Source organism: Streptomyces niveiscabiei (assembly GCF_033794345.1).
GTDB classification, from domain to species: domain Bacteria; phylum Actinomycetota; class Actinomycetes; order Streptomycetales; family Streptomycetaceae; genus Streptomyces; species Streptomyces niveiscabiei.
Genome location: NZ_JARAYJ010000011.1, coordinates 200080 through 217040, shown reverse-complemented (window position 1 = coordinate 217040; position 16961 = coordinate 200080). Strand labels below are relative to the sequence as shown.

At 73.0% G+C, this 16961-nt stretch carries 12 protein-coding genes; 7 read left to right on the top strand and 5 right to left on the bottom strand.

What is annotated here, in order from left to right; all coding sequences use genetic code 11:
- Positions 1-21 precede the first annotated feature (21 nt).
- A complete protein-coding gene (locus tag PV682_RS18140; RefSeq protein ID WP_319731064.1) occupies positions 22-2265 on the bottom strand; it encodes an ATP-binding protein in 2244 nt (747 codons plus the stop codon).
- A gap of 171 nt (positions 2266-2436) precedes the next feature.
- On the opposite strand from PV682_RS18140, the gene PV682_RS18135 reads away from it, so the two are divergent.
- The 5 genes from PV682_RS18135 (at position 2437) to PV682_RS18115 (ending at position 9863) form a co-directional block, all read left to right on the top strand.
- Positions 2437-2808 carry an SH3 domain-containing protein gene (locus tag PV682_RS18135; protein WP_319730976.1) on the top strand — a complete coding sequence of 124 codons (372 nt, stop codon included), beginning with the start codon at positions 2437-2439 and terminating at the stop codon, positions 2806-2808.
- Positions 2809-3310: 502 nt separating this feature from the next.
- Positions 3311-4024 carry a PAS and helix-turn-helix domain-containing protein gene (locus tag PV682_RS18130; RefSeq protein ID WP_319730974.1) on the top strand — a complete coding sequence of 238 codons (714 nt, stop codon included), beginning with the start codon at positions 3311-3313 and terminating at the stop codon, positions 4022-4024.
- 244 nt (positions 4025-4268) lie between these two features.
- The gene (locus PV682_RS18125; protein WP_319730972.1) at positions 4269-7475 is read left to right on the top strand and encodes a S8 family peptidase; all 3207 of its coding nucleotides are present in this window, start codon (positions 4269-4271) and stop codon (positions 7473-7475) included.
- Positions 7476-7787: 312 nt separating this feature from the next.
- Entirely contained in the window at positions 7788-8699 is a 912-nt protein-coding gene (locus tag PV682_RS18120; RefSeq protein WP_319731062.1) for a LysR family transcriptional regulator, read from the top strand.
- 108 nt (positions 8700-8807) lie between these two features.
- Complete coding sequence (locus PV682_RS18115; protein ID WP_319730970.1) at positions 8808-9863, top strand: tartrate dehydrogenase; 1056 nt, start codon at positions 8808-8810, stop codon at positions 9861-9863.
- A 19-nt stretch (positions 9864-9882) separates the two neighbouring features.
- Here PV682_RS18115 and PV682_RS18110 read toward each other — a convergent pair whose 3' ends face one another.
- The gene (locus PV682_RS18110; RefSeq protein ID WP_319731060.1) at positions 9883-10746 is read right to left on the bottom strand and encodes a GNAT family N-acetyltransferase; all 864 of its coding nucleotides are present in this window, start codon (positions 10744-10746) and stop codon (positions 9883-9885) included.
- A gap of 234 nt (positions 10747-10980) precedes the next feature.
- Here PV682_RS18110 and PV682_RS18105 point away from each other — a divergent pair, with 234 nt between their 5' ends.
- Positions 10981-12318, top strand: coding sequence for a jacalin-like lectin (locus PV682_RS18105; RefSeq protein ID WP_319730968.1), 1338 nt, complete (start codon positions 10981-10983; stop codon positions 12316-12318).
- Here PV682_RS18105 and PV682_RS18100 read toward each other — a convergent pair.
- On the bottom strand, positions 12299-13291 hold the full coding sequence (locus tag PV682_RS18100; RefSeq protein WP_319730966.1) for an ArsR/SmtB family transcription factor: 993 nt from the start codon (positions 13289-13291) through the stop codon (positions 12299-12301). The genes PV682_RS18105 and PV682_RS18100 overlap by 20 nt on opposite strands.
- A gap of 233 nt (positions 13292-13524) precedes the next feature.
- Here PV682_RS18100 and PV682_RS18095 point away from each other — a divergent pair, with 233 nt between their 5' ends.
- The gene (locus PV682_RS18095) at positions 13525-14028 is read left to right on the top strand and encodes a hypothetical protein (protein ID WP_319730964.1); all 504 of its coding nucleotides are present in this window, start codon (positions 13525-13527) and stop codon (positions 14026-14028) included.
- Positions 14029-14040: 12 nt separating this feature from the next.
- Here PV682_RS18095 and rox read toward each other — a convergent pair whose 3' ends face one another.
- Both rox and PV682_RS18085 read right to left on the bottom strand, forming a co-directional pair.
- Positions 14041-15483, bottom strand: coding sequence for a rifampin monooxygenase (gene rox / locus PV682_RS18090; protein ID WP_319730962.1), 1443 nt, complete (start codon positions 15481-15483; stop codon positions 14041-14043).
- A complete protein-coding gene (locus tag PV682_RS18085; protein ID WP_319730960.1) occupies positions 15480-16961 on the bottom strand; it encodes a tripartite tricarboxylate transporter permease in 1482 nt (493 codons plus the stop codon). The genes rox and PV682_RS18085 overlap by 4 nt, the downstream gene beginning before the upstream one ends.

Here is a 16961-nt window from a genome sequence, read left to right as displayed (position 1 = left end):
TTGCCCCGTGCTGTGGGCGGGTCAGTGGCGTCCGGGGCCGGGCAGCGGGTCGGCGGTCTCGCGCAGCCGTGCGCGCAGGCGGCGGGCGTCGGGGTGGCCGAGGCGGTCGAGGAGTTCCAGGGCCTCGCGCCACAGGAGGACGGCGGCTGCGGGGTCGCCGGCGTCGCGGTGGGTGGCGGCGAGGTGGTCGAGGGACTCGGCGATCTCGGCGAGGTCGCCGCGTTCGCGGCGCAGGCGCAGGGCGTGCCGGAAGCCGGTGATCGCCTCCTGGTGGTCGCCGAGGTGGTGGTGGGCGTGGGCGAGGGTGTCCCAGGTGGCGCCCTCGCCGTCGCGGTCGCCGAGGTCCTGGAGGATGCGCAGGGACTCCCGGCCGTGTTCGACGGCGGCCCGGTGGTCGCCGAGGTGGGACAGCCACCAGGCGACCTGGTTGAGGGCGCGGCCCTCTCCCACGCGGTGTCCGGCCGCGCGGAACAGGGCGAGGGCCTGCCGGGCGTCGTCGAGCGCCTCGGGGTACCTGCCGCGGCGTCCCTCGATGCCGCCGAGGTTGCGCAGCGCCTGTGCCTGGCCGGCGAGGTCGCCGGCGTCGCGGCACAGGCTCAGTGAGCGGTGCAGCCGGGCCATGGCCTCCTCGTGGCGGCCCTGCCGGGAGCGGACGCGGCCGAGGTTGCGGCAGGTGCGGGCCTCGCCGACCGTGTCCGCGCTCGCGCGGGCCACCCTCAGCGCCGTCTCGTGGGTGTCGGCCCATTCGGCCCAGTGGCCGGCGAGGTCGAAGTAGCTGACCAGGGTCCAGGCGATCTGCCAGGCGTGGGTCTCGAAGCCGGTGCGGGCGGCGGTGTGCACGGCGGCGGTGAGGTTCGGCAGTTCGGCCGTGCACCAGTCGAGCGCCTGCCGGTGGCCGGCGGGGGTCTCGGGGGTGACGGCCGGGTCGGGGGCGGCGAGGGTGACGGGGTCGCGGTACCAGCTGAGCGCCTCGGAGGCGGCTGCCGCGCTGTGCAGGTGGTGGTCGAGCAGTCTGCGCAGTGCGGCGCGCCGGTCCGGGTCCGGGTCGTGGCGGCGGGTCAGTTCGGCGGCGTACGCGCGCAGCAGGTCGTGGGCGCTGTGGCGGCCGGGTGCGGGCTGGTCGAGGAGGTGGGCGCGGGTCAGTTCGGCGAGCAGGGCGCGGGCGGTGTCCCGGTCGGTGCCGGTGAGGCTCGCGGCGGCGGGGACGGTGAGGTCGGGGCCCGGGTGCAGGCCGAACAGCCGGAAGAGGCGGGCCGCCTGCGGGGTGAGCCCGCGGTACGACCACGAGAACACGGCCCGTACGTCCGTCAGGGGGTCGTCGCCGGCGAACGGGTCGAGGCGGGCGCCGGCGTCCCGCAGTTCGCGGGCGTACGTGGCGAGCGGGAACTGCGGTGTCATCGCGGCGCGGGCGGCCACGACGGAGAGGGCCAGCGGCAGGCGGGCGCACCGGGTGACGATCTCCCCGACGGCGTCCGGCGCGTCCAGCACGCGGGCGGGGCCGAGTCTGCGGGCGAGGAGGTGGCGGGCCTCGTCCTCGGCGAGCAGGTCGAGGACGACGGGCTGGGCGCCCTCCGTCGCGACGAGGCCGGTGAGGTGGTTGCGGCTGGTGACCAGGGCGAGGCAGCCGGGGGTGCCGGGCAGGAGGGGGCGGACCTGTTCGGCGTCGCGGGCGTTGTCCAGCAGGAGGAGGACGCGTTTGCCGGTCAGGAGGCTCCGGTAGAGGCCGACCTGGGCTTCGGGGTCGCGGTCGATGCGTTCGGCGGGGACGTCGAGGGCGGTGAGGAAGCCGCGTACGGCTTCCTCCGGGGTGACGGCGGCTGCGGTGGGGTGGAAGCCGCGCAGGTTCACGTAGAGGCTGCCGTCGGGGAAGCGGTCGGCGACCCGGTGGGCCCAGTGGACGGCGAGGGCGGTCTTGCCGACGCCGGCGGTGCCGATGATGGCCGAAATCGCCCGTTCGCCGTCCAGGGCCGCGTCCAGGCGGGCGAGGTGTTCGGTTCGGCCGGTGAACAGGAGGTGGGCGGGCGGGAGTTGGTTCGGTACGGGGGTGGGGTCGGCGCCGGTCGCGGCTTCCTGGAACGCGGCGCGCGGGGGGCCGGTCAGGTCCAGGGCGTCGGCGAGCTGCCGTACCGTCGTGAGGCGTGGCCTCGCGATGCGGCCCGTCTCCACGTGGCTGATCGTGCGGACGCTGACGCCGGACCGGTCGGCCAGTTCCTCCTGGGAGAGCCCCAGCCGGCGCCGGTGGCCGCGCAGCAACTCGCCGAGCATCGGCACCCCCAGCTCCCCGCGCCCGGGTCAACTGTGACACCGGGGTGCGCCCCGACCGTGAGGGGCTATCGCGTCAGTTGCGGGGAAGTTGCGTGCGGCTTGCCTGGGCGGGGTGGCGGGGGGCTGGGAGCGTTCGGGGTGTTCGGAACGCTCCCGACCAAGGAGGAGACAGTGATCAGGAACTCCGCATCCCGGCTCACAAGCGGTGGGCTCGCGTTCGCGGCACTGGCCGCGCTGGCCATACCGACGGCGGTGCTGGGAACGGCGACGCCCGCGTCCGCCGCATGCGGCACGAGCGGCCCCGACATCGACAACCGGGCCTATGTGAACCAGACGGCGGGTGTGGCCGCCAACATGCGCACCGGTCCCAGCACGGCCTGCGGCATCGTCGGCTGGGCCGACAACCGGGACCTTCTCGACTACCACTGCTACGTATGGACCGGCTCGACTTCCTGGACGTACCTCAGGAACGTCACCGACGGAACGTACGGGTGGGTGCACGACCCGCTGCTGCCCGGGTCCGGCTCCATCGTGCTCTGCTGACATACGTCCCGTGACGCCGCCCGCCGGGCGCGGGGGTCCCGGTGGGCGGTGTCGGAAGCGGTTCCCATGAGTTGTCGCCGATGAATTCAGTCGAAGAATTCAGCCGGGTAATCCGAGCGAACTGGGTCTTCCCGGGGAATCAATGATCCGGGTATCCGACCAGCCTCCGGAACGGTCAGCCGTCCGGCTTTGACGTCGATGGTGGCAAATCGCCTGAATAGGGTTAAATGCCCGCTGGTGAAACGTGTCGACCATTCCACTCAGTGAAAAAGCGCGCAAGAGATTCGTCGTCCGACTTTTTGGGCGCGCGTCGGCCGTGCGACCATACCGGCCGAACCGTTGCCGGACACAGCCGAGAGCCTTGGCGCACACGCGCCGACGGCGGCGTTGCCTTTCGGCCGACCGGCGCCTGTTCCGGCCAGATCTTGCCAGCGATCCGACTTCCCGGCAGCCCTCACCGCACCCCCACGCACCCCCCCACCACCGCGAAAGAGGTACCGCCTTGCCCGCCACTCCCGAAGGCAGGTACACCACCGATCACCCCGGCGGCGACGGGGCGTCGCCCCTCGGCCCCGGCTCCCCGCCGAGCGTCGTCCATGTCGACTCCCGGCTGCGCGTGGTCGCCGCGAACAAGCCGTTCACCGACCTGTTCCTGGCCGACTCCCCCGAGCCGGCGGGGCAGTCGTTCCCCCTGTTCTTCCACGAGGCGGCCCAGCCGCACCTGCGCGAGCACTTCGCCCAGTTGCTCGCCGGCACCCAGCCGCAGTTCAGCGCCCCGCTGCCGATGGTCACCGCGCGGGGCGAGGCCGTCGACTGCCTGGTCTCCTGCGTCGCGATCTCCGCGAGCGTCCATCTGTCCTGCACCGAGTGCGTCGCGCTCGCCTCGATCCGCCTCGACACCCCGGCCGGTCCGCCGATGCCGCTGCTGCCCGCGCCCCCGGCGCTCGCCGAGGTGCCCTCGCACGTCCTCGAAGGGCTCGCTGCCGGGCTCTCCACGCAGCAGCTCGCCTCCCGCCTGGGCCTGAGCAGCCACGGCGTCGAGTACCACGTCAGCTCCATGCTCCGGAAGCTCAAGGCGCCCAACCGGTCGGCGCTCGTCGCCCGTGCCTACGCCCTGGGCATCCTCGTCCCCAACTGCTGGCCGCCCCAGGTCCGCCCCCAGTACACGACCCGCTCGGCGGCCGTCGCCGGCCCCCGCCCGACCCGGGTCTCCTGACCGGCACGCCACCGCCGCCGCGAGCCTCCCCCTGAACGGCTCGCGGCGTGCCGTCCCGGCCTCCCCGAGAGCTCCGCGAAAACACCTCGCGAATTGTCCGCTGACATATCAGTCGGGGTGCCGGGAGGAAAGCTCTCGCCGCACCGCGCGGAGCACGGCCGCCCGTCTTCCTCCTGTCCATCTCTTTGTCAAAAACTGACGTTCTGATGGGGCTGAAGCGGACTTTCCGATCAACGATCGTCGGGTGAGCACGAAAAGAGCACTCGCCGCCGGCGCCGTCGTGGCCGCCGTCCTGTCCTGCCTCACGGCAGCCGGCGAGACACCCCCCACACCCCCCTCAGCCACCCCCACGCAGCGCGTCGTCGTCGTGCTGCGCGACCAGCACCCGAGCCTCCTCCCGCGCGCCAGGGCGACCCAGCGCGCGCACGCACTGGACCACGACCAGCTCCCCCTGGTCCACGCCCTCCGGGGCAGCGGCGCGACGCACCTCCAGCGTCTGACCACGGTCAACGCCGTCGCCGCGACCGTCTCCGCGGCCGAACGCTCCCGGCTCGCGGCCGACCCCGCGGTCGCCGCCGTCGTCCCGGACCGCTGGATACCCGCGCCCCGCCGCACCGCGAACGCCGCCTCCGCCTCCCCCACGGCCACCCCGGCGTCCGGGCTGTGCCCGGCGGATCCCGCCAATCCCCTCGTCGAGCCCGAGGCGCTGCACCTCACCAAGGCCGATACGGCGCAGCGCCGGGCGACCGGCAAGGGCGTGAAGGTCGCGTTCTTCAGCGAGGGCATCGATGTCACCAACCCCGAGTTCGTCCGGCCCGACGGCAGCCATGTCATCTCCGCCGTCCGGGACTTCACCGGCGACGGCACCGCCGACCACAGCGACGGCGGCGAGGCGTTCGGCGACGCCGGGGCCATCGCCGCGCAGGGCGCCCGCACCTACGACCTGGCGAAGGAACTCCCGCACTCCGGGCTCCCGAAGGGGTGCACGTTCCGCATCCGCGGGTTCGCCCCGGACGCCGACCTGGTCGCCCTGAAGGTGTGGGGCGAGCACTCGGGCGGCTGGCTCTCGCAGATGGCCCGCGCCATCGACGACGCCGTGTGGAACGAGAAGGCCGACGTCATCAACGTCTCCACCGACTACGGCGCGCTGCCCGACACCCCGGACGACCCGCTGCGCCTCGCGATCCGCGCGGCCGTCGCCGCCGGGGTGACCGTCGTGCACGGCAGCGGCGACTCCGGGACCTCCGGCACGATCGGCGCCCCCGCCAGCGACCCCGGCACGATCACCGTGGGCGGCACCAACGCCTTCCGGCTGGTCGCCCAGGCGTACGGCTATCCGAAGTACACGAGCGACGACATCGCCGCGCTGTCCTCCGGCGGCACCACCCAGGGCGGCAAGCTCGTCGACCTGGTCGCCCCCGCGCAGGCCGGCATGGCGCCGTGCACGGTCGACCCGCACTACACGGGCTGCACCAGCGACACCCTCGTCTGGGGCGGCACCAGCCAGGCGGCCCCGTTCGTCGCGGGCGCGGCGGCGCTGGTGATCGAGGCGTACGAGCACGCCCACGGCGGCGCGCGACCGGCGCCCGCGCTGGTCAAGGGCATCCTCACGGGCACCGCGACCGACCTGGACTCCCCCGCCGACGAACAGGGCGCCGGGCTCCTCGACACCGAGGCCGCCGTACGGGCCGCGCAGGGCGACGGCGGGCTCCTGCCCTCCGTGAGCCAGGTGAATGTCACCGGCGCGCCCGGCAGCGCCCACGACTCCACGCTCTCCCTCACCAACACCGGCAGCCTGCCCCGCCAGGTCACGATGACCTCGCGCGCGGTCGGCGCCGAGACGTTCCGCACCGACCGCACCACCACGGTCGGCGACCCCCAGGACACCGGCGCTCCCGAGGGCGCCCTGGCCGCGCCGGCGGTCACCTTCGACGTCCCGGCCGGGACCCCGCTGCTCGACGCCGAGATGGTCTGGCCCGGCACCGGCTCCTCCGGCACGCTCGCCCTGTTCCTGGTGGACCCCGAGGGCCGGCTCACGCAGATGTCGTACGACTACGACGGGTACGGCAGCTACACGGACTACCAGCACGTCGGCGTCCACCACCCCGTCGCCGGGACCTGGACGGCGAAGGTCGTCTGGAACAACGGGCGCGCCCATCTCGCCGACCCGCCGATCAAGCCCGGCTCCTACCGGGGGCCCGTGAAGCTCCGGTTCACCGGGCACGGGTTCGCCTCCGCCGGGGTTCCCGCGGTCACCCGGACCATCGCGCCGGGCGCCACCGCCGACTTCGGCGTCCACGTGCCGCTGCCGGCCCAGGCCGGGGACGCTCCCGCGTCCCTCCAGTTCGACGCGGCCGACGGCACCCACCTGTCCGTGCCCCTCGCCCGGCGCACCCTCCTGGGCGACACGTTCACGGCGACGGTCACCGGAGGCGTGGGGCGGGTCTTCGGGCAGGTCCTCGGCTACGACCTGGACGTCCCGGCCGGGCACCGGAACCTGAGCGTCGACCTCGCCGCGCAGGACCCGGACACCACGCTCGCCTACTACCTCGTCGACCCCGAGGGCCAGATCGCCGCCTCCGACACCAATCTGACCGGCGCGGACGGCACCACGCCCACGACCGCCGCGAGCCTCACCGCCGACGCGCCCGCCGCCGGACGCTGGCGGCTGCTCGTCGTCCTGCCGAACCCGGTCAGCGGCAAGGACTTCACCGACCGGGTCACCGGGCACGTCCGCTACGACACCGTCGGCGTCACGGCCACCGGTCTGCCGGGCGACCCGGCGCAGAAGCTTGCGCGCGGCGCGGCGCGGGAGGTGACGGTACGGGTGAAGAACACCGGGCCCGCCGGACGGTACCTGTTCCTCGACCCCCGGCTCGCCACGGACACCGACCTCGCGCTGACTCCGACGAGCGGCTCCGCCACCGCGCAGCTGCCGTTCCCCGACCCGGCGAACTGGCGCGTGCCCCGGCACACCAGCCGGCTCACCGCCGTCGGCACCGCCGACTCCCCCGTCGACCTGGAGACGGCCCACACCACGGTCTCCCCCGACCTCGTGGGCTTCGCGCGCTCCGGCAACACCGTGACCGCGTCGCTGTCCGCCGCCGGAGTCACGCCCGGTGACTGGTACACCGAGCTGACCCCGGCCGGCCCCTTCGGCGCCGCCCCGGCGCCCCAGGGCACCGGTCACGTCACGCTGACGGCCCGCACCAAGTCCTTCGACCCGGCGATCGAGTCGCCCACCGGCGACCTGTGGCTGCCCGGCTCCACGGTCACCCCCGTGTTCGTCGCGGCCGGTGACACCGTGACCGTCAAGGCCACGCTCAAGCCGTCCGCGCCGGCCGGAACGGTGGTCCACGGCACCCTGTACGTCGAGACGTACACCCCGGCCTTCGCCGAACGCACCGGCTCGGTCCTGACCGGCATCCCCTACGCCTACACCGTCGGCTGACATTCCCTCACCCCCCGGCCCGCCTCCGCCGAGGAGGCGGGCCCTTCGCTTCTTCCCCGGCCCGTCCCGCCCCGGACCGCCACGGCGAGGCTCCGGCCGCCCTGCACGTACGTGGCCAGCAGACACCCGGGCAGCGGGACCGGTCTCCGGAGAGCCCGCGTGCCCCGCGCCGAGCGGGAACAGCACCAGCCCCACCGGCAGGTACGGGTTCTCGTCACCGACCCCGACCGGGCGCTCGTCCATCCCCACGGGCTCCCCGTCCGGTGCTTCGATGGGGGTGTTCCGGGCGAGCGCCCGGTCGAAGGGGTGTGTGTGGACATCAGGCAGTTGGAGTACTTCCTCGCGATCGTCGACCACGGAGGCTTCCACCGCGCCGCGACGGCGTCGTACGTGTCGCAGCCGTCGCTGTCGCAGGCTGTGCGGGCGCTGGAGCGGGATCTCGGTGCGGACCTCTTCCAGCGGATCGGGCGCCGGGCCGTCCTCACGGAGGCGGGGCGGGCGCTCATCGGACCGGCCCGCGAGGCCGTACGGAGTCTGCGGACGGCGCGGTCGAGCGTCGAAGCCGTGCGCGAACTGCGTACGGGGCGGCTGGATGTGGCGTGTTCGCCGTCGCAGGCGGTGGAGCCGCTGACCACGCTGATCGCCGGGTTCGGCCGGCGTCACCCGGGGGTGTGCGTCGCGGTCAGGGCCGCCCTGACGCCCCGCGAGGTGATCGACATGGTGCGGACGGGCGCCGTCGAGCTGGGGCTGCTGGCGTCCGTCGGGCCGCCGGCCGGGAGCGAGGTCGCCGTGCACGCGCTGGGCCCGCAGCGGCTCCTGCTGATGGTCCCGCCGGACAGTCCGCTGGCCGGTCGTACGGCTGTGCGCTGCGAGGAGCTGGCCGGGCAGCGGCTGATCGTGGGGCAGCCCGGCACGGGGCTGCGCGCGTACGTCGACGGCCTGCGCGCGCGGGGCGTCGACTTCACCGTGGCCGTCGAGACCGAGCACCGGGTGGCGCTGCTGCCGTTGGTGCTCGCCGGGGTCGGGGCGGCCGTCGTCACCGAGTCGTGGCGGGCCATCGCCCGGCAGACGGGGGTGCACGTCATGGACATCGAGCCGCCGACGGTGCTGGACATCGCGCTGGTGAGCCGGCACGACGCGCTGTCACCTGCGGCTGCGGCGTTCCTGGAGGTCGCCGCCGGCACGGCCGTCGCCGACGCGGGCGCGGGCGGCGCGGATGTCTAGCGCCCGGCACCGGGCCACCCCGCTCACCCGCCTGATAAGCACCCCCTATCAGCCAGATCCGAACTCCGTCTTGGACGCCCCACCAGCCCCTTTGCTGGAATCGACGGCATGACCAACCACCACATCGCCCTCATCCCCGGCGACGGCATCGGCGCCGAAGTCCTGCCCCCGGCCCAGCAGGTGCTCGACCTCCTCGGGCGCCGGCACGGCTTCGGACTGACCTACACGTCGTACGACTGGTCCTGCGAGCGCTACCTGCGCGCGGGCGCGATGATGCCGGACGACGGGCTCGACCGACTCCGGGACAAGGACGCGATCCTGCTGGGGGCCGTGGGGTACCCGGGGGTGCCCGACCACGTCTCGCTGTGGGGGCTGCTGATCCCGATCCGGCGGGGGTTTCGGCAGTACGTCAACCTCCGGCCGATCCGGGTCTTCGAGGGCGTCAAGAGCCCGGTGCGCGGGGCCCGTGCGGGGGAGGTCGACTTCGTGGTGGTCCGGGAGAACAGCGAGGGCGAGTACAGCGAGGTCGGCGGCCGGATGAACGCCGGGTTCCCGGAGGAACTCGCCGTACAGGAAGCCGTGTTCACGCGCGCGGGTGTCACCCGGGTCCTCGACCACGCCTTCGGGCTCGCCGCGCGGCGGGGTGGCCGGCTCACGTCCGCGACGAAGTCGAACGGCATCGTGCACACCATGCCGTTCTGGGACCAGCTCGTCGCCGAGCGGGCCGAGCGCTTCCCCGAAGTGTCCTGGAACCAGGAGCACATCGACGCGCTGGCCGCCAAGTTCGTGCTCCAGCCGCAGCGTTACGACGTCGTCGTCGCCTCCAACCTCTTCGGTGACATCCTCAGCGACCTGGCCGCCGCCGTCGCCGGTTCCATCGGCATCGCGCCGTCCGCGAACCTCAACCCCGAGCGGGAGTACCCCTCGATGTTCGAGCCGGTCCACGGCTCGGCCCCCGACATCGCGGGCCAGGGTGTCGCCAACCCGCTGGGCGCGATCTGGTCGGCGGCGCTGATGCTGGACCACCTCGGCCATCCCGAGGCGGCGCAGGAGGTCACCGCGGCGATGGCGAGGATGCTGGCGGAGACGGACGTACGGACGCGGGACCTGGGCGGCACCGCGACCACCGCCGAGTTCACCGACCGGTTCCTCGCGTTCCTGTAGGCGCATCGCGCCCGGGCGCCTACGGTGTCACCGCGTGCTCCGTGAACCGGCCGCAGGTACGGAACCCCAGGCGCCGATAGACCGTTTCCCCTTCAGGGGATGCCTGGAGGACGGCGATGCGGTGGCCGTGGGCGCGGGCCGTGCGGAGGGCGGCGAGGGTGATGGCGCCGCCGTATCCGCGTCGGCGGTGGGCGGCGAGGGTGGCGATGTTGTAGATGCCGGCGACCCCGGCGTGGAGGAAGACCTCGGCGGTGCAGACGGGGGTGCCGTCGGTGTAGCCGACGAGGTAGTGGGCCGGGGAGTCGGGGGCGAGGGCGTCGGCCTGGGCGTAGAAGCGGCGGACCGTGTCCGAGGGCGGGGTCCAGTTGGCGGCGAGGATCCGGGCGTAGTGGGCGAGTTGGGCGGGGGTGGTGACGCGGCGGATGTCCAGGGCGGCGGCGGACGGGGTGGCGCTTCGCGCCCCGGCGTCGTCCAGGCCGGCCGAGTCGGCTGAGTCGTCCCGGTCGGCCGAGTCGACCGCCCCCGTCCGCCGATCGTCCGCCTCCGGCGCGCCCGCGCCCGGCCCGACCTCATCCAACTCCACCCACATCGCCGCCTCCTGCTCCGACGCCCCCCACCCCGCCGCCGTCAGCCGTGCGCTCAGGTCGTGCGGCGTGCACGTCGGGCCCACCCACCAGGAGAACGGCCGCGCCGGCAGTGACGCGGTCGTCTCGGCGATCCGCCGTGCCGCGTTCGTCTCGGTGAACCGGGCCGAGGTGACGATGTTGAAGGTGTCGTCGTCGAGGCCGCTGTCGGCGACGACGAGATCCCCGGTGTCGATGACCCGGGCACCCGGCATCGTCCGGTGCAGATGGCAGGCGCGTTCCGCGAGGTTGCGGGCCATGCGGTCGAGGAGGTCGGCGTCGGACAGGGCGGAGGGGTCCATGACGAAGGATCACAGCACGCCCCGACGGTAAAGCGCACGTCAATTGACGTGCCGTGCCACTTCCGCACCACCCGTCCATCAGGAAACCTGCGCTTCACAGACCTCGGACCCATTGGACACCCGATCTTGTCGCGCCGTTCTGGCATGACCTCGACACTGTGGTAGTTCGTCACCCCCAGGAGGCCCTTTTCCATGCGCAGACTCCTCGCCTGTCTCGCCACCGCCGCTGCCGCGGTGGGCGCGCTGACCGCGACCACCACCCCGGCGTCGGCGGCGACGTCCGGCAGCTTCAGCGTGCTCACGTACAACGTCGCCGGCCTGCCGGAGTCGCTGTCCAGCGCCTCGACGCCGCGTGACACGAGCACGGCCGAGATCGGCCGGCGTATCGCGCCGTACGACATCGTGAACGTGCAGGAGGACTTCAACTACCACGCGTACCTGTACTCGACCGACACGCACGCCAACCGCACGGCGACCAGCGGCGGCGCGGGGATCGGCAGTGGGCTCAACACCGTCTCGAACTACGCGTGGGACGGCGACGACTTCGAGCGGGTCCGGTGGACGTCCTGCCAGATCGACTCGGGCGACTGCCTGACCCCCAAGGGCTTCAGCTTCATGCGGGAGCGGCTCGCGGAGGGCGTGTACGTCGACTTCTACAACCTGCACACCAACGCGGGCACGAACGACGGTGACGAGGCGTCCCGCGCGAGCAACCTGAGCCAGCTGACCGCGTTCATCAACAGCCACTCGGCGGGCAACGCGGTCGTCGTGATGGGCGACACCAACACCCGGTACACGCGCGCCGCCGACACGATCGGCGAGTTCGCGGCGGCCAACGGCCTCACGGACGCGTGGGTGAAGCTGGTGCGCGGCGGTACCCCGCCCGCGAAGGGCAGCGACGCGCTGGTGTGCGACCAGACCGGCGCGACCGTGCCGAACACGTGCGAGGTCGTCGACAAGGTCCTGTACCGCGGCAGCAAGCTGGTGACGCTGAACGCGACGTCGTACGCCAACGAGCACGCCAAGTTCCTGACCCCGGACGGCAAGATGCTCTCCGACCACGACCCGATCAGCGTCGGCTTCACCTGGTCGCAGAACCCCGATTTCCAGCTCAGCGAGCAGTTCGGCGGCCCGCACGGCGACTACTTCCAGGACCTCCCGAAGGTCGCGGCGGGCGCCCGCGCCACGACGCTCTCCCTGCGCGCCGGCACCCGCGTGGACCAGGTCGGCCTGACCCTCTCGGACGGCACGGCGCTGACCCACGGCGGCACGGGCGGTACGGCCTCCTCCCTCACCCTGGCGTCCGGCGAGTACGTGACGTCGGCGTTCCTGTGCCAGGGCCAGAAGGACGACCACACCCGGGTCTTCTACGCCAAGTTCACCACCAGCCAGGGCCGTACCCTCGCCGGTGGCACCACCACCTCGGACTGCGTGACGCGCACCGCCCCCGCCGGCTGGCAGATCGCCGGCTTCCACGGCCGCGCCTCGGACGAGCTGGACAAGGTCGGCCTCATCTACACGAAGCGCTGACGCTCGGGTCGGGCGGGGCCACCGGCCTCGCCCCTCCCAGCAGGTCGGCGCCCAGGGGCGTCACCCGGTGCACCACCGCGTTCGCCTGGCGCCGGCTGGAGATCAGGCCCGCGCGCCGCAGGACCGCGAGGTGCTGACTGGCGGAGGAGATCAACACGTCGGCTTCGTCGGCGAGTTGGGTGGTGTTGCCGCCGTGCGCCGCGGCCTGGAGGACGGCGGCGCGGCTGCGGCCCAGGAGGTCCGTGAGGGGCTGGTTGTGGCCTGGGGCGGTGGGGTGGGTGCGCAGGGAGACGGGGTGGACGAGAACGGGAGTGGCGTCCTGCCGGACGAGGGTGATGGGGAGGCTGTGGCAGAAGTAGGAGGGAACGAGGAGCAGGCCCCGGCCGTCGAGGCGCAGTTCGCGGTCGGTGGGGTAGGCGACCTCCAGGACGGGGGGCCGCCAGCGCAGGTGCGGGGAGAGGGAGGACAGGAGGGTTTCCGTGCCGCCGTTCGTCATCAGGTCGGCCGCGCGGGCGTGTTCGCGGGCGACGCTGTCGTGCATGGCGGCGCGGAAGGGGTGGACGGCGACGCGGTGGTAACGGTGCACGGCGTGGGCGAGGTGATGGACGTCGCCGGTCGCGAGGGTCCTGACGCCGAACGAGGAACGCGAGCGGGCGGGGAGGAGGGCGAGGTCCTCCCGGATGCGGGTCGGTGGGGTGCGCAGGACGGGTTCGAGAGCGTCGGGCAGGTCGGCCGCGGCGCCGTAGGGGGTGAGGAAGTCCGGAAAGTAGCCGCGGGGCGGGATGAGGTGGCCCAACAGGCCGGTGGCGGACGGGAGCCGGGCCGCGACGGCGCCGAACCAGTGCGCGCCCGCCGGGCCGATCGGGCGCTCGGTCAGCCACTGGACGCTGAGGGCGGTCTCCCACATCAGCGCGGGCGCGCGGGCCAGTCTCACGCGTCCGAGGTCGGCGGCGGTCATGTGGATGCGCAGCATGTCGTTCCCCCTGGAGCGGTCCCCCGGCGCCCTGTTCATCGGACAGGGTCGAGGGGTGCCTTGCCACGCTTCTTTCCCCGCGGCAGGCGATTCATCACCTTTGCCGGTGCTCGGCTCCGTCGCGGTGAGCGAGTTTCAGACGGGGATGAAAGGGGTGCGAGCGACCCCGGCGCTTCGCCAGAGTTCCGGCGAACGGTCCGAACAGTCACGGGAGTTCGAGGAGGACTCGTACGATGCTCATCAAACGACTGCTGGTGTCCGCGATCGGCCTGCCGGCGCTGATCACGGGTGCGCTGCTCGCCACCACCCCCGCCCAGGCCACCACCCCCACCCGGGCCGCGGCCTCCGCGCAGGACACCGCGGGGGTGCGGTGGGTGCGGCTCCCGGCCGCGCCCGCCGCCTCGCCGGCCGGCCTGCGGGCCACGGCGCCGTCGGCCAACCCGGCCACCGGGTACACGGACTACGACCCGGGTTCCGTCGCCCCCTGTTCTCGCGGCGTCCTGTGCACGGCCGTGTGGAACCCGGTCAACAACAAGTGGCGCCAGTTCAACCTGGCCGCGTGCAACCTGTACCGGCTGGCCTACTGGCAGGGCGGTGGCAGCTACTTCGACAACCAGACCGGCGGCGTGACGTCGTACTTCTACGGCCAGACCGGCAACGAGCTGCTCCGTTTCACGCCTGACCGGACGCAGCACGGGTACAACTGGGACGACGTGTACTCGATCCGCAACTGCTGACCGCCAGCGGCGTCAGTCACGGGGGCCGCTCGGGACACCGAACCACCGCTCCAGGTGTCCGAGCAGGTCCCCTTGGTCGTCCCCGGCCCACGCCACGTGCCCGTCGGGCCGCAGCAGCACGGCGGGTACGTCGAGTTCCTCGCTGACGTCGACGACGTGGTCCACCCGGTCGGCCCAGCCCTGCGTCGAGAGCGTGCCGTTCTGGTCCAGCAGGACACCGCGTCCGGTGCGCGTCAGCTCGTACAGCCGCCCGCGTTTGAGCCCGATGTCCCGCAGCCGTTTCCCGGCCAACTCGTGCCCGCCGCCGAGGTCGTAGCGCACCCCGATCGCGGTGACCTTCTCGATGATGTGCCGGTTGACCTCCTCGAACTCCATCAGCTCCGCGATCAGCCGCCGCACGGCGCGCGCTCCGGGCTCGGAGGACAGCAGCTCGCTCTGGGCCCGCGTGTTGTCGAGGACGGCCGCCGCGACGGGGTGGCGTTCGGCGTGGTAGGTGTCCAGCAGCCCTTGCGGAGCCCACCCGCCCACCTCGGCGGCGAGTTTCCAGCCCAGGTTGAACGCGTCCTGGATGCCGAGGTTGAGCCCCTGGCCGCCGGTCGGCGGGTGGACGTGCGCGGCGTCCCCGGCGAGCAGCACCCGTCCCACCCGGTAGCGTTCGGCGAGCCGGATGCCGTCGCCGAAGCGGGAGATCCAGCGGGGTGAGTGGACGCCGAGGTCGGTTCCGGCGAAGTCGCGCAGCCGCTGCCTGAACTCCTCCAGGGTCGGCGGGGTCTTGCTGAACCCTTCGGCGGGGACGATCACCCGGTACACGCCGTCTCCCAGCGGCATCGTCCCGAACCGCTCGCTCTTGAGCCGGACTTCGGCGACGACGGCCGCCAACTCCTCGGACGGCACGCCGACTTCGAACTCGCCGAGCATCGTCTCGGACACGGCGGGTTCGCCGGGGAAGCCGACGCCGAGGAGCTTGCGGACGGTGCTGCGTCCGCCGTCGCAGCCCACCAGGTACCGGCCGCGCACCGAACCGCCGTCGGCGAGTTCGACGGTGACGCCGTCGACGTCCTGGGCGAGACCGGCCAGTTCGGCGCCGCGCCGGATCTCGGCGCCCGCCTCGGTGGCGTGTTCGGCCAGGAGGCGTTCGGTGGTGGTCTGCGGGACGGCGAAGATGTAGGGGTGGGCGGTGTCGAGCCGCTCGGGCCACGGGGTGCGGATGGCGGCGAAGATGCCGCCGACCGCGAACCGCCGGCCGTAGGGCTCGAAGCGGTCCAACAGGCCGCGCTGGTCGAGGACTTCGATACTGCGCACGTGCAGTCCGAGCGCACGGGACTGTCCGCTGGGTTCCTGGTCCTTCTCCAGCACGAGCACGCGTACGCCGTGCAGCCGCAGTTCGGCGGCGAGACGGGGGCCTTGTGGCAAGGCCCCCCAGCAGCTATATCTTGTGAAGGGCGGGAAGATCATCCGCGTTTCGCGAGCCGTTTCAGCGCCGGCCACAGCAGCACGACGAGGACGACCGCGTAGACGGTCACCGAGAACGGCGTGTCGACGAGCCCGGAGACGCTCCCGTCGCTGATCTGCAAGGCCCGGCGCAGCTGTTGCTCGGCGTTGGGCCCGAGGATGACCCCGATGACGGCGGGCAGCACCGGCAGCCCGTAGCGCCGCATCCCGAACCCGATCAGCCCGATGATCAGCAGGATGACGAGGTCGATGACCTCGCCGCCGACCGCGTACGCGCCGACGGCCGCGAAGAAGAGGATGCCCGCGTAGAGGTAGGGGCGGGGGATGCGCAGGAGTTTCGCCCAGACCGGCGCGAGCGGCAGGTTGAGGGCGAGCAGCAGGACCATCCCGACGAACAGGGACGCGATGAGGCCCCAGACGAGGTCGGGTTCGTTCTCGAAGAGGAGGGGCCCGGGCTGGATGCCGTACTGCTGGAACGCGGCCAGCATGACGGCGGCGACGGCGGTGGTCGGCAGGCCCAGGGTCAGCATGGACACGAGGGTTCCGGCGGCCGAGGCGGACGCCGCCGACTCGGGCCCGGCGACGCCCTCGATGGCGCCCTTGCCCCACTCGTCCTGGTGCTTGGAGAGGCGTTTCTCCGTGACGTACGACAGGAAGGTGGGGATCTCTGCGCCGCCCGCCGGGATCGCGCCGAAGGGGAACCCGATGAACGGGCCGCGCAGCCAGGACTTCCAGGTGCGTCTGACGTCGTCGCGGCCGAGCCAGGGCCGTCCGACGGGGATCGCCTTCCCTGTCGTACGGCGCAGGTGCGCGGCGACCCACAGGGCCTCGCCGATCGCGAAGAGGCCGACCGCGACGATCACCACGTCGATGCCGTCGGCGAGTTGGAGGGAGCCGAAGGTGAGGCGCTGCTGGCCGGTCATCTGGTCGAGGCCGACGAGGCCGAGGGTGAGGCCGATCAGCAGGGAGGCGAGGCCGCGCAGGCGGGAGGCGCCGAGGACGGAGGTCACGGCGATGAACGCGAGGACCATGATGGCGAAGTAGTCGGGCGCGCCGATGTCGACGGCGAGGTCGGCGACCGTGGGGGCGAGGACGACGAGGAGGATCGTGCCGATCATGCCGCCCGCGAAGTGGCCGACGGCTGCGGCGGCGAGGGCCTGCGCGCCGCGCCCCGACTTGGCCATGGGGTTGCCCTCCATGGCGGCGACCACGGCGGCGCTCTCGCCGGGGGTGTTGAGGAGGATCGAGGTCGTGGAGCCGCCGAACATGGCGCCGTAGTAGATCCCGGCGAACATGATGAACGCGCCGGTGGGTTCGAGGCCGTACGTCACCGGCAGGAGCAGGGCGACCGCCATCGCGGGGCCGATGCCGGGCAGGACGCCGATCGCGGTGCCGAGCAGGACACCGAGCGCGGCCCAGAGCAGGTTGACGGGTGTGAGGGCCGTACCGAAGCCGTCCACGAGGGAGTTGAGGGAATCCAT